Raw genomic sequence first — 14,472 nt, 5'->3', positions numbered from 1 at the left:
TTGAGAATGCAGCTATATTATTTCATATAAAACTTACATAATTATTGGATATAAAATAAGCGCTACTTTCATATTTTGAATTCAAAAAAAAGCCGTTTTGTTACAAACGGCTCCTAATTAATTTATAATTTTCCTTCTTTAATTTCTTCTACAATCTCAGGGTTTAAAAGTGTTGAGATATCTCCAAAATTTGAATAATCCCCTTCGGCTATTTTGCGAAGAATTCTACGCATGATTTTTCCGGAGCGTGTTTTTGGCAAACCAGAAACAAATTGGATTTTGTCTAATTTTGCAATCGGTCCAATGTGATCTGAAATATGTTGATTGATTTCCTTGCTTAGATTTTCTCTATCACGATATTCTCCAGTTTCTTTTAAAATAACAAAACCATATAAAGCATTTCCTTTTATATCATGTGGAAAGCCCACAATGGCACTTTCTGCAACGGCCGGATGTTCATTTATGGCATCTTCAATTGGTGCAGTTCCTAAATTATGACCGGAAACAATCACCACATCATCTACACGACCCGTAATTCTATAATAGCCTACTTCGTCACGCAAAGCACCGTCTCCAGTGAAATATTTGCCTGGAAAAGCACTAAAATAAGTGTCTTTATAGCGTTGATGATCGCCCCAAATGGTTCTGGCAATTCCAGGCCAAGGAAATTTGATACAAAGACTTCCCGTAACCTGATTTCCTTCTATTTCATTGCGCTTATCGTCCATAAGAACAGGTTGAATTCCCGGCAATGGTAAGGAAGCATAAGTAGGTTTTGTTGGGGTTACAAAAGCAATTGGTGAAATCATTATTCCGCCGGTTTCTGTCTGCCACCACGTATCAACAACAGGGCATCGCTTTCCTCCTACATGATCATTGTACCAGTGCCATGCCTCTTCGTTGATAGGTTCTCCAACAGATCCTATAACTTTTAAAGACTTTAAAGGATATTTTTGTACATAATCTAAACTCTCTTTTGCTAAGGCTCGGATAGCGGTTGGTGCCGTATAAAATTGAGTCACTTTATGCTTTTCGATAGTTTCCCAAAAACGACTAAAATCTGGATAGGAAGGAACTCCTTCAAAAATTACAGTTGTAGCGCCATTCAATAATGGGCCGTAAAGAATGTAAGAATGTCCGGTTATCCAACCAATATCGGCGGTACACCAAAAAATATCGTTTTCTTCGTAATTAAATACATTTTTAAAAGTATAAGCGGTATACACCATATAACCCGCTGTGGTATGCACCATTCCTTTTGGTTTTCCGGTAGAACCAGAAGTATATAGGATAAACAATGGATCCTCAGAATCCATAATTTCAGCTACATTATTGTCTGAAGCTTCCTCTAAAAGCGGTTGTAACCATTGGTCACGACCTTCTTGCATATTTATAGCAGTATTCGTTCTTTTGACAACCAATACATTTGAAACACCAGGACAGTTTATCAGTGCTTCGTCAATTATTCCTTTTAAATCTATAGTTTTATTACCGCGATAGCCACCATCAGATGTAATAACCATTTTACAATCACTGTCATTTATTCTTGTTGCCACTGCTGAAGCCGAAAATCCTGCAAAAACAACGGAATGTATCGCTCCAATTCTTGCACAAGCCAAAGTTGTAATGGCTAATTCAGGAATCATAGGTAAATAGATACAAACTCTATCTCCTTTTTTTATGCCTTGTTCACGTAGTACGTTTGCCATTTTACAAACACTTTGGTGCAATTCATTATAGGTAATGTGCAATGCTGTTTCTGTTGGATCATTTGGTTCGAAAATAATGGCCGTTTTTTCTCCTCTTTTTGCAAGATGTCTGTCAATACAGTTTTTAACGATATTTACTTTTGCTTCCGTAAACCATTTTATCTCGGCCTCACCCATATTAAAATCAACAACTTTATCCCATTGTTGGTACCACGTAAAGTTTTCTTCTGCTATTTTTCCCCAAAATTTTCTTGGTTCACGAACTGATTTATTATAATGTTTAAAATATTGTTCTAAATTTTGAATCTTATAGTAGCTCATGTTTTTATTTTTTATAAAAGTATTAAATCTCCCGCTATTCTTAAAATTATTTAAATCATAAATTTCCATTAAAAATTAAATAGAACATAAAAAAAATAGCGTTTAAATGGTTATTTTCTTGTTTTATGTTGTTTTTAACAATTATGTAGATATAAAAAAAGCGAGATAGATTTTTCTATCCCGCCTTTTATCTCAACAAAATTTAACAACAATTATTTTAGTACTAGTAATGATAATTTTTAAACATGATTTATTAAAAAAACAACCATGGATATTGCTACTATTTCCCGTTCTGTTTCGTTTCATAGGGATTACTTCACTCAACTTTAAGCTCGTTTAAAGTTAAGTGAATGTATAAGCATCCATATCCATTTATCTTTTTTAATAAATTTTAACTAATTCAAAATATTATGAAACCAAATGATATAGTGCAAATCCCAACACACCCTCTTGTGTGGTAATTCCTATTTTATTATCCTATTTTTTTCATAGCAGTCATCGATTCTCTCAACCACGCTCCTACATCTTCAATTGGATGCTGGCGAACAGTACTGTTTACCGCAATCAGCACTGCATTTTCAACACCGTTAGATTTTGAAAAAGGTTTTCCAATAACATTTGTTTCAATTTTTTTCATGAAATCAGCCAGTAACGGTTTACACGCATGATCAAATAAATAACAACCGTATTCTGCTGTGTCCGAAATGATTCTGTTCATTTCATATAATTTTTTTCTTGCCACAGTATTTGCAATTAAAGGCAATTCATGCAAAGATTCGTAATATGCTGATTCTTCAATAATTCCTGATTGTGTCATCGTTTCGAAAGCTAATTCTACACCCGCTTTTACCATTGCAATCATTAAAATACCATTATCAAAATACTCTTGCTCAGAAATATGAGCTGCTGTTGGAGCCGTTTTTTCGAAATTCGTTTCTGCCGTTGCTGCTCTCCATGTCAATAAATTAATATCATCATTAGCCCAGTCAATCATCATATTTTTTGAGAATTCACCAGAAATAATATCATCCATGTGTTTTTGAAACAACGGACGCATGATGTCTTTCAATTCATCTGCTAATTCATATGCTTCAATTTTTGCAGGATTAGACAAACGATCCATCATATTAGTAATTCCACCGTGTTTCAAGGCTTCCGTTACTGTTTCCCAACCGTATTGAATTAATTTTGAAGCATACGCAGGTTCGATTCCTTTTTCAACCATTTTATCAAAACATAAAATAGAACCCGTTTGCAACATTCCACAAAGAATGGTTTGTTCTCCCATCAAATCCGATTTTACTTCGGCTACAAATGAAGAGTTTAACACTCCCGCTTTGTGTCCACCAGTAGCAACTGCATATGCTTTTGCTTGTTCGAAACCTTCTCCGTTTGGATTATTTTCTGGGTGAACCGCGATTAAAGTTGGTACACCAAAACCTCTTTTATATTCTTCACGCACTTCTGATCCCGGGCATTTGGGAGCACACATAATTACAGTGATGTCTTTACGAATCTGCATTCCTTCCTCTACAATATTGAAACCGTGAGAATAGGCCAAAGTTGATCCGTTTTTCATCAAAGGCATAATCGCCGTAACTACAGCAGTATGTTGCTTGTCTGGTGTAAGGTTACAAACCAAATCAGCCGTTGGAATTAATTCTTCATAGGTTCCCACTTTGAATCCATTATCAGAAGCATTTTTAAAAGAAGCTCTTTTTTCTGAAATCGCATCTGCACGCAATGCATAAGAAATATCTAAACCTGAATCTCTCATGTTTAAACCTTGGTTCAAACCTTGTGCCCCACAACCTACAATGACTACTTTTTTTCCTGCTAAAGCTTTAATTCCGTCTACAAATTCAGATTGATCCATGAATTCGCATACGCCTAATTGTTCTAATTGTAATCTAAGTGGTAATGAATTGAAATAATTTGCCATTTTTTATTATTTAATGATTGTAAAATTTAATAATTTTTTTCTTTTTAAGAACTCTTTCTCGACTGAACAACATTAATCACTCTAAGAAAGTTCTTCTAATAAAGTTGATATTTCCATTTTTGCTTTGGAAACCGATATTCTTCCGGAACGTACAAATTGCATGATTCCAAAAGGTTTTAATTTTTCATATAACGATTCTATTTCAGCACGTTGTCCAGATTTTGAAATCACAAAAAAGTCTCTCGCAACAGTAACTATTTCAGAGTGGCTTTCTTTAATTATATTCTGAATTTGTTTTTCATCAAATAATAAGCTCGCTTCAATTTTGAATAGTGCATTTTCTAAGAAAATAGTTTCTTCGTCAACATGGTAAAATGCTTTAATGACTTCGATTTGTTTTTCGATTTGTCCTACTATATTTTGTACCCATTTTTCAGTGGTATTTACCACAATGATAAATCTGGAAACATTTTCAATTTCAGATTCGGATACATTTAAACTCAAAATATTGATATGGCGTTTCAAGAATATTCCAGATATTCTGTTTAATAAGCCAACGTTGTTTTCTGAATAAACAGAAATGGTGAATGTTTTATTTTCCATAATATTAACTTAATCGGATATCAGATACTGATGCTCCTGTTGGAATCATTGGGAATACGTTATTTTCTTTTTCTACCATAACTTCAAGGAAATAAGATTCTTTTGAAGCCATCATTTCGGCAACAGCCGCATCTAAATCTTCTCTTTTGGTTACTTTCTTCGCTTTGATATAATAGCCCTCAGCAATTGCGATGAAATTTGGATTAATCATTTCTGTAGAAGCATATCTTTTGTCAAAAAACAATTGTTGCCACTGACGTACCATTCCTAAAAATTCATTATTTAACACCACTATTTTCACAGGAACTTTGGTTTGAAAAATAGTTCCTAATTCCTGAATGGTCATTTGAAAACCTCCATCACCAATAATAGCCACCACTTCACGATCCGGCATTCCCATTTTGGCTCCAATCGCAGCTGGCAATGCAAATCCCATCGTTCCTAATCCTCCTGAAGTAACATTACTTTTAGTCGAATTGAATTTGGCATAACGGCACGCAAACATTTGGTGTTGTCCCACATCCGAAACCATAATGGCATCTCCTTTAGAATGTTTGTTAATCATTTCAATAGTTTCTCCCATAGAAATTCCTTCTTTCTTAGGCTTTAACTCGTCATTGATTACCGCTTCCAATTCAATTTCATATTTTTCCTTGAATTCATTGTGCCAAGATTCGTGCGAATTATTTTTGATTAAAGGAAGTAAAGCCGTCAACGATTCTTTTACATCCGCCAAAACTGCAACAGTTGTTTTCACGTTTTTATCAATCTCAGCCGAATCAATTTCGAGATGAATTACTTTAGCTTGTTTGGCATAAGTCGCCAAATTTCCTGTAACACGATCGTCAAAACGCATTCCGAGTGCAATTAAAACATCGCATTCATTAGTCAAAACATTAGGACCATAATTTCCGTGCATTCCTACCATTCCTACATTTAACGGATGATCCGTTGGCAATGCCGAAAGTCCTAAAATTGTCCAAGCAGCAGGAATTCCTGATTTTTCGACCAACTCTTTTAGCAAAGCTTCGGCTTCGCCAAGAATAATTCCTTGACCAAAAATGATAAATGGTTTTTTAGCAGTATTGATTAATTCCGCAGCCTCCTTTACTTTTTCAAGATCTAAAGTTGGTTTTGGATTGTAACTTCTGATACCAGTGCATTTTTTATAACTAAATTCGATTTCGTCAAACTGAGCATTTTTTGTAATATCAATTAATACTGGACCTGGACGACCTGATCTGGCGATATAAAATGCTTTTGCAATGATTTCAGGAATTTCTGAAGCCTCAGTAATTTGGTAATTCCATTTGGTTACCGGAGTTGAAATTCCAATAATATCTGTTTCCTGAAAAGCATCGGATCCCAATAAATGTTTTCCTACTTGTCCCGTGATACAAACCATAGGAGTCGAATCGATTTGCGCATCAGCAATTCCTGTAACTAAATTTGTTGCTCCCGGACCTGAAGTTGCAATCGCAACTCCCACTTTCCCTGTTGCTCTTGCAAAACCCTGTGCTGCATGAGTAGCGCCTTGTTCGTGACGTACTAAAACATGTTGCAATTGATCTTGAAATTTATATAATTCGTCATAAACAGGCATTATAGCTCCGCCTGGATAGCCATAAACCAAGTCTACTCCTTCTTCTAATAAGCATCTTATAACGGCTTCGGCGCCGGATATTTTATTGTTTTTCATTTTTTATTTTTTAGCTATTGCAAATGTTTTAATGCAATTGCAATAGATTTTTTGATATTATTTATCAGTTACACATCCTGTAGATGCACTTGAAACAGATCTGGCATATTTTAACAAAACTCCTTTAGTAGCCTTTAAAGCCGGTTGAACCCAACTCGCTTTTCTAGCTGCAAATTCATCATCAGAAATTTTGAGATTTATTGTATTGTGTTTTGCATCAATAGTTATTATATCTCCATTCTTGACGAGTGCAATTCCACCTCCATCATAAGCTTCCGGTGTTACGTGACCTACCACGAATCCATGTGAACCTCCAGAGAACCTACCGTCAGTAATCAAAGCAACACTACTACCTAATCCCGCTCCCATAATGGCCGATGTAGGTTTTAGCATTTCAGGCATCCCTGGACCACCTTTTGGACCACAGTTCCTAATGACGACTACATCTCCTGGTTTTACCATTCCACTTTGAATACCTGGAATAACATCGAATTCCCCTTCAAAAACAACAGCAGTTCCTTCAAAATATTCTCCTTCTTTTCCGCTTATTTTGGCAACACAACCTTCTGAAGCAAGATTTCCATATAGTATTTGAATGTTTCCAGTTGCTTTTAATGCTTTTTGGATTTCATGAATCACATCTTGTCCATTATTCAAATCTGGTACAGTTGCTAAATTTTCGGCCATTGTTTTTCCTGTTACAGTCAAACAATCTCCGTGAATAAATCCTTCTTTCAATAAATATTTCAGTACTGCAGGAACACCTCCAACAGCGTGCAAATCTTCCATCATGTATTTACCACTTGGCTTCAAATCAGCAAGTACTGGTGTTCTGTCACTTATTTCTTGAAAATCAGTTAAGGTAATTTCTACATCAACAGAATGTGCCATTGCAATTAAATGCATTACCGCATTGGTTGAACCTCCTAACACTGCTACAAGTGTAATCGCATTTTCAAAAGCCTTACGAGTCATAATGTCTCTTGGCTTAATATCTTTTTCTAATAATACACGGATGGCGCTTCCAGCATCAAGACATTCTTGTCTTTTTTCTTGACTCAAAGCAGGATTTGAGGAACTGTATGGTAAACTCATTCCTAATGCTTCAATTGCCGATGACATCGTATTAGCTGTGTACATTCCGCCACAAGCACCCGCTCCGGGACATGAATTTTGAATAACCCCTTTAAAATCTTCCGGAGTTATAGTGTTATTGAATTTTTTTCCTAATGCTTCAAAAGCTGACACAATATTCAAAGATTCTCCTTTCCATTTTCCAGAGTGAATTGTTCCTCCGTAAACCATAAGTGCTGGGCGATTTACTCTTCCCATAGCAATTAAGGCTCCAGGCATATTTTTATCACAACCAGGAATTGCAATCAAACTATCATACCATTGCGCTCCCATTACTGTTTCGATAGAATCCGCAATTACATCACGAGAAACTAATGAAAAACGCATACCATCTGTACCATTCGAAATACCGTCACTGACACCAATTGTATTAAAAATCAAACCGACTAAATCAGCATTCCAAACCCCTTTTTTTACATCTTTTGCAAGATCATTTAAGTGCATGTTACACGTATTTCCTTCGTAACCCATGCTTACGATTCCTACCTGTGCTTTTTTTAAATCTTCCTCAGTCAAACCAATTCCATACAACATCGCTTGCGCTGCAGGTTGTGTTTCATCTTGTGTTATGGTCTTGCTGTATTTATTTAATTCCATTATTTATGTTTGTTTGTATATTTAAATTTATTCCAAAAAAAAAACCTCCCAAATAGATGGGAGGTTTTAAATATTTTTTTAATTATATCTATACCATTCCCTCTGCACATGTGATAATCACATTGACATTAATAATTGAAGAAATAATAGATACGATTTGCATTTTTTATTTTTATTTGCGTCAAAAGTATAAAAACAAATAGAACTAAAAAAAATATAACCTCAATATTATATGCATTTTCAATTATTAAATGCATTTTTTGATTATTGTTTGTTAAACAATAGTCGATTGTCCTATATAGACATTGTCACTTTTAAAATATAAATCGTCTTTACTTAAAATATAATTTGAAATAAAGTCACCCACTTCATTTGTTCCAAATTTTGAATAGGGATTCAAATCTGCTGTGACAACATTTAATTCAATTGCTTTATGTACTGCTTCGTATACTCTTTGCGATTCCACTTGAAGTCCAAAATGTTCCAAAAGCATTGCCGCAGATAGTATTGAAGCAATCGGATTAGCGATGTTTTTTCTTTTAGCTTCTGGATAGGAACCGTGAATAGGTTCAAAAAGGGCATTTGAATTTCCTAAAGATGCGGATGGTAATAATCCTATTGAACCCGTAATTACACTTGCTTCATCAGATAAAATATCACCAAATAAATTTTCGGTCAGAATGACATCAAATTGTTTTGGATTAATAATTATTTGCATTGCAGCAGTATCAACAAAAAGAAAATCTAAGGTTACATCAGGATATCCTTCACCAATTTCTGTCACTACTTTTCTCCATAATCTTGATGTTTCAAGGATACTGGCTTTGTCAACCAAAGTCACCTTTTTTTGCCTTTTTTGAGCAGTTCTAAAAGCTAAATGACTGATTCTTATGATCTCTTCTTCGGAATATTCACATAAATCAGACGCTAATGTTCCTTGTTTGTTGATCTTTTTCTCGCTGAAATAAGATCCTCCCGAAATTTCTCTGAAGATTATAAAATCAACGCCTTCAATTATTTTTCTTTTTAAAGGAGATAAATCCAATAAGTCATTGTATGGTTTTATAGGTCTTATATTTGCATACAATCCTAGCGCTTGTCTCAATTTTAATAATCCTTGTATAGGACGTAGTTTTGAATCTGAATTGATATCATATTTTGAATCATCAACAGCCCCAAACAATATAGCATCAGTGTTCAAACAAAGGTTCAATGTTTGTTCCGGCAAAGGATTCCCTGTTTTTTCAATAGCAACAGCACCAATAAGAGCGTCTTCAAAAACAAACTCATGATCGAAAACCACACCAATTGCATACAACGCTTTTTTAGCTTGTAAAATTACCTCCGGACCTATTCCGTCTCCTGAAAGTACTGCTATTTTTAAGTTCATAATAGTAAGATTTAGATTTTAATAGAAATCAAAATATTTTTAGTTAAGGATTAATTCCTTATTCATTTTACAGGCTTCAATTATTTGATGAATATCGTCATCGAGAACTTCTTTTTTAATGTCGGCAAACTTTAAAAACTCTCCATAAACAATATCTAATTGCACTTTTGTAAGTTCGTACCCTACTTTTTTGGCTCTATAGGCCAATGCTGCTCTACCACTTCTGGCGGTAAGAACTATAGATGATTCATTGACACCTACTTCTAAAGGATCCATGATTTCATAAGTCGCTCTGTTTTTTATCACACCATCTTGATGAATTCCGGAGCTGTGTGCAAAAGCATTTGCACCGACAATCGCTTTATTAGGTTGCACCATCATTCCCATACTTTCAGAAACCAATCGGCTCATTTCATTCAGCTGACGTGTATTGATATTGGTATCCAAATTCAAATACGGATGTTGTTTGAAAATCATAACCACTTCTTCCAATGCTGTATTTCCGGCTCGTTCGCCTATTCCATTTATCGTACATTCAATTTGTCTGGCTCCATTTACTGCTCCTGCAATTGAATTTGCTGTTGCCATTCCTAAATCATTATGACAGTGACAAGACAAGATTACGTTTTCAATCCCTTTGACGTTTTCTTTCAGATATTTAATTTTTGCACCATATTCTTCTGGTAAGCAATAACCCGTTGTATCTGGTATATTAAGAACCGTAGCGCCCGATTTTATTACTTCTTCGCAGACACGAGCTAAAAACTCATTGTCCGTTCTACCAGCGTCTTCAGCATAAAATTCTACATCTTCAACATACGATTTAGCATGTGAAACGGCAAACTTTGCTCGGGCAATAATATCTTCTCTAGTTGTGTTTAGTTTGTGTATTATGTGCGAATCAGAAGTTCCAATTCCAGTATGTATACGAGGTCTTTTTGCATGTTTTAAAGCTTGTGCCGCAACATCGATGTCATTTTTCACTGCTCTTGTTAATCCGCAGACAACTGCATTTTTAACAACCTTACTTATTTTTGAAACAGATAAAAAATCACCTGGACTAGAAACAGGAAAACCAGCTTCGATAATGTCAACACCCATTTCGTCCAGTCGATTTGCTATAACGAGTTTTTGATTGGTATCTAATTTACATCCTGGGACCTGTTCGCCATCTCTTAAAGTGGTATCAAAAATTTGAACTTTCTCTCTATTCATTTTCATTTATTTAATGTAATTTCACATCTTGATAACAAAAATATCTTTCATTACTTTAATATAAAACTCAATTTAATGAAATATACTGCTTATAAAGCAAACAATAACTTTACAAACAATTGATTTACAACGCATTAAGTTACTATATTTTACAATGGCTAACCATCAAAAAGATTTCTTATTTGTATTAATAAAATCCCTTTCAAAATCTGAAAAAAGACAATTCAAGATTTTTGCAAGCCGATTGGAAACCAGTTCCAATACAAAATTCATCGAATTATTCAATATTTTAGACAAATCAGAAGTCTATGATGAGAAACTAATTCTGAAAAGCGGTATCATTAAAAAAGTACAATTATCGAATCTAAAATCATACTTGTACAAGCAAATTTTAGTGAGCATCCGATTGAATATTCCCAGCCAGAATATTCGGTATCAGCTGAGAGAGCAAATTGATTTTGCTGCCATATTGTACAATAAAGGGTTATACAAGCAGAGTTTAAAAATTTTGGATAAAACAAAAATTTTAGCTTTAGAAAATGATGAAAAACTCATGGCTTATGAAATTGTAGAATTCGAAAAGCTTATTGAATCACAATATATAACACGAAGTATTCAAGGACGCGCTGATGAATTGGTTATTCAGGCCAAAGAATTAAATTACCGCAATACCATTTCCAGTAAATTGTCTAATTTATCGTTGCAACTGTACGGCATTATGCTTAAAACCGGTTATGTAAAAAGTGACGAAGAATATAAATATATTGACGACTATTTCAACAAACACATTTCTAAATTTGATGATAAAAAATTCGGTTTTAGAGAAAAATATTGGTTTTATAATGCTTATCTCTGGAGAAGTTTCTTAGTACAGGATTTTCTTTCCTGTTATAAATACGCTTTAAAATGGGTGACACTTTTTTATGATAACCCAAGTATGATTCATTTGAATCCTGTATTTTTCTTAAAAGGAAACCATTATTTATTGGAGTCTTTATATATGTTGAAGTACAAATCAAAATTCAAAAAGTATTTATCGCTTCTGGAAGATACCATAAAAGATTCTCATTTCCCAGTGAATGATAATATCGCGTCATTATCATTTTTATATGTCTATAATAATAAATTGAATTACCATATTCTGGAAGGTACCTTTGCCGAAAGTGAATACTTAATTCCCGAAGTATTAAATAAATTAAAAATTCACACGGACCATCTTGATGAACATCACGAAATGTTGTTCTATTATAAATTTGCGTCAATTTATTTTGGGAACGAAAAATATGCGGAATGTATCTTTTATTTAGAGAAAATCATAAACAACAAAAATCTTTCGATGCGAGAAGATTTAATGTGTTTTGCCAGAATACTCTGTTTGATTGCTCATTATGAATTAGGAAAAGATTATTATTTGGAAAATCAGTTAAAAAACACCTATAAATTCCTAATCAAAATGAATGATTTACATGAAGTACAAAAAGAAATCATTAAGTTTTTGAAAAATTTAAACGCCATTTATCCAACAGACATCAAAAAGGAGTTTATAAAAATGAGAGCAAGATTTATCGAATTGGAAAAAAACACCTACGAAAAAAGGGCTTTTCTGTATTTAGATATTATTTCTTGGCTCGAAAGCAAAATTGAAAACCGAAAAATAAGTGATATTATTAAAGAAAAAGCCAAATTGATTAATCGATAAGACTCTATATGACAAAAGGAGGCTTTTAGCCTCCTTTTTGTTAACTTATAATATTTAAAAAATTAAAATATCGAAGAGTACTACCCCAATTATTAAGCTAATTTCTCGGTTCTGTGAATAACGGGTACTTCTTGCAACAATGGTTTAGCATTTTCGAAAAAAGAAATAAGATACGATTGCTCATTATGAAGCTTTAATCCCGCCTCATTTTCCCAAACTTCGTGAAAAATAAAAATCGTTGACTCTTCCATATTTTGATGCAAATCATATTGCAAACAAGCCGCTTCTTTAGTGGAATTTTGAACCAAATCAAGTAAAAGTGATTTCAAGGTGTCTTTACTTTCCGGTTTGCTTTTTAGAATAACTGTTAGATTTATTGGCATAATTAATTTAAAAATAATTGGGCTAAATGGTTTTGATACAATTTAAGATCATTTTCAACATTTGCATTTTTTTCTATATCATGAAAATGAATACTTTGTAACGGTTTCATGCCTGTAAAAGCGTTCATTCTGTAAAAACCAAATAACGGTCCTTCATCCACACTGTGCTGATTAAAAAATTCTCCGGGTAAAGTAAAAGCTTCTTTTGGTGCATTCCAAGAGGTAGTCAGCATATATTTTTTGCCGTGGAGCATTCCTCCTGTTCCATAATTAATTGTTGGATTTTCAGCGGAACGTCCGTCACTTTTATAAATTCCTTTGGCATGACCTTCAGTAAAAACGACATCAATGTATTTTTTAAACCCGTGAGGCAATTGAAACCACCATATTGGCGTGTGGTAAATAATTATATCAGCCCAAACAAATTTTTCGACTTCAGAAACAGGATTGTAATCGTCATTAATATTGGTTGTTTTTATTTCAAAAGCGGTATTATTTTTGAAAAAATTCAAGGTTTCATTCGAAATGGTTTCATTAAACCTTCCTCCAGAATGGCCAAACTTTTGTCCCCCATTGATTATAAATATTTTTGTCATGATTTATGTTTTTAATTTGATGGTGCAAAGTTAGAACGATAAAGTCTATTATTAAAATAACTTAATTCATACCTTTGTATCATAATTATAATAGTTATGATAAATTTAGAATGGTATCGTACGTTTAAAGCGGTTTATAAAACAGGAACGTTGACTAATGCAGCAGAAGTATTATTTATTTCCCAACCTGGAGTGAGTCTGCATTTGAGTTCATTGGAAAATTATGTGGGTTATAAATTATTTGACCGAACAGGTCGAAAAATGGTTCCCACCGAAAAAGGAAAAGTGCTCTACAATTTCATCATTGAAGCATTAACCAAACTGGAAGAAGCCGAAAAAAATTTTCAAAGAAGCACTGAGAAAAATACGCCAACCATAAGTGTGGGAATGTGTTTTGAAACTTTCCAAATTACATTGGAACAGTATATTTCGACCTTACCATTTAATGTTATTATTCAATTTGGTGAATATCCGGAAATGGTTGAGAGTTTAGAAAAAGGTATTTTGGATTTAATTATCACGCCACAAATGGTAGTTAAAAACGCAATCGAATACCAGGCATTTTCATCAGAAACTATTGTACTTGTTGGCGGAAGCGAAATTGACGATTTGGAATTCAATTCGATAGAAAAACAGGAAAGTATTCAAGAAATTGAGCTTTGGCTGAAACAACAAAAATGGTACGGAACCACAGGAGACATGGAGCATTTACGCCGTTTTTGGCAGCTAAACTTTAATAAACATCCTGATTTCAGACCCAATTATATTGTTCCAAATCTAAACTCAATAATCCGTTGTTTAAGCAGTGGTAAGGGATTAGCTGTTGTTCCTGATTTCCTTTGCCGAAAAGAAATTGACAACGGTTCTATTAAAATGATTTGGGAAGGAAAAACTCCACTGAAAAACACACTCTATTTCGCCACCAGAAAAAAAACAATGTATCAGGAAGAAATAGCGCTAATTAAGAAAATATTTTTGGAATTAAATTAAAACACTACGTTTAAAAAATATTTATTACTTTTAAGGTATACTTAAAAATTTAAAATTATGAACGGATTTTTCAAAACACTAATAGCAGGTTACGGAGCCAAAAAACTAGGCGGAGGTTGTATTGGGACAATTATATTATTTATAATTATCTATTGGATATTAGGTTATTTTTAGAATCAAAACTCTAAAAATAA

General features: G+C 33.7%; 11 protein-coding genes. 2 read left to right on the top strand and 9 right to left on the bottom strand.

The annotated features are described in order from the left end of the window. Positions 1-122: 122 nt before the first annotated feature. The 7 genes from acs to E0H99_RS15435 all read right to left on the bottom strand — a co-directional run bounded on the left by acs (position 123) and on the right by E0H99_RS15435 (position 10,610). Positions 123-2,099, bottom strand: coding sequence for an acetate--CoA ligase (gene acs, locus E0H99_RS15465; RefSeq protein WP_262711311.1), 1,977 nt, complete (start codon positions 2,097-2,099; stop codon positions 123-125). Between the two features lie 403 nt (positions 2,100-2,502). After that, positions 2,503-3,972, bottom strand: a complete 1,470-nt coding sequence (ilvC, locus tag E0H99_RS15460; RefSeq protein ID WP_131997624.1) for a ketol-acid reductoisomerase — start codon at positions 3,970-3,972, stop codon at positions 2,503-2,505. A gap of 81 nt (positions 3,973-4,053) precedes the next feature. Further along, positions 4,054-4,575: an acetolactate synthase small subunit gene (ilvN, locus tag E0H99_RS15455; RefSeq protein WP_131997621.1), complete on the bottom strand. Its 522-nt coding sequence runs from the start codon at positions 4,573-4,575 to the stop codon at positions 4,054-4,056. Between the two features lie 4 nt (positions 4,576-4,579). Beyond that, positions 4,580-6,274, bottom strand: coding sequence for a biosynthetic-type acetolactate synthase large subunit (ilvB, locus tag E0H99_RS15450; RefSeq protein ID WP_131997618.1), 1,695 nt, complete (start codon positions 6,272-6,274; stop codon positions 4,580-4,582). Between the two features lie 57 nt (positions 6,275-6,331). Continuing rightward, the gene (ilvD, locus tag E0H99_RS15445; RefSeq protein ID WP_131997615.1) at positions 6,332-8,005 is read right to left on the bottom strand and encodes a dihydroxy-acid dehydratase; all 1,674 of its coding nucleotides are present in this window, start codon (positions 8,003-8,005) and stop codon (positions 6,332-6,334) included. A 274-nt stretch (positions 8,006-8,279) separates the two neighbouring features. Continuing rightward, positions 8,280-9,395, bottom strand: coding sequence for a 3-isopropylmalate dehydrogenase (gene leuB / locus E0H99_RS15440; protein WP_131997612.1), 1,116 nt, complete (start codon positions 9,393-9,395; stop codon positions 8,280-8,282). A gap of 39 nt (positions 9,396-9,434) precedes the next feature. After that, positions 9,435-10,610, bottom strand: coding sequence for a 2-isopropylmalate synthase (locus E0H99_RS15435; protein WP_131997609.1), 1,176 nt, complete (start codon positions 10,608-10,610; stop codon positions 9,435-9,437). Between the two features lie 154 nt (positions 10,611-10,764). On the opposite strand from E0H99_RS15435, the gene E0H99_RS15430 reads away from it, so the two are divergent. Next, positions 10,765-12,309: a hypothetical protein gene (locus E0H99_RS15430; protein WP_131997606.1), complete on the top strand. Its 1,545-nt coding sequence runs from the start codon at positions 10,765-10,767 to the stop codon at positions 12,307-12,309. A 92-nt stretch (positions 12,310-12,401) separates the two neighbouring features. On the opposite strand, the gene E0H99_RS15425 is transcribed toward E0H99_RS15430, so the two are convergent. Together E0H99_RS15425 and E0H99_RS15420 are read right to left on the bottom strand one after the other, a co-directional pair. Continuing rightward, positions 12,402-12,692, bottom strand: a complete 291-nt coding sequence (locus E0H99_RS15425) for a putative quinol monooxygenase (protein WP_131997603.1) — start codon at positions 12,690-12,692, stop codon at positions 12,402-12,404. A 2-nt stretch (positions 12,693-12,694) separates the two neighbouring features. Further along, positions 12,695-13,288: an NAD(P)H-dependent oxidoreductase gene (locus tag E0H99_RS15420; RefSeq protein ID WP_131997600.1), complete on the bottom strand. Its 594-nt coding sequence runs from the start codon at positions 13,286-13,288 to the stop codon at positions 12,695-12,697. Between the two features lie 96 nt (positions 13,289-13,384). Between E0H99_RS15420 and E0H99_RS15415 the strand changes: the two genes are divergently transcribed. Then, on the top strand, positions 13,385-14,278 hold the full coding sequence (locus E0H99_RS15415; protein WP_131997597.1) for a LysR family transcriptional regulator: 894 nt from the start codon (positions 13,385-13,387) through the stop codon (positions 14,276-14,278). Positions 14,279-14,472: the final 194 nt, after the last annotated feature.

Source organism: Flavobacterium sp. GT3P67 (assembly GCF_004349155.1).
Classification (GTDB): Bacteria; Bacteroidota; Bacteroidia; order Flavobacteriales; family Flavobacteriaceae; genus Flavobacterium; species Flavobacterium ranwuense.
The sequence above is the reverse complement of the archived record's forward strand: the minus strand, read 5'-3'. Positions and strand labels throughout refer to the sequence as shown.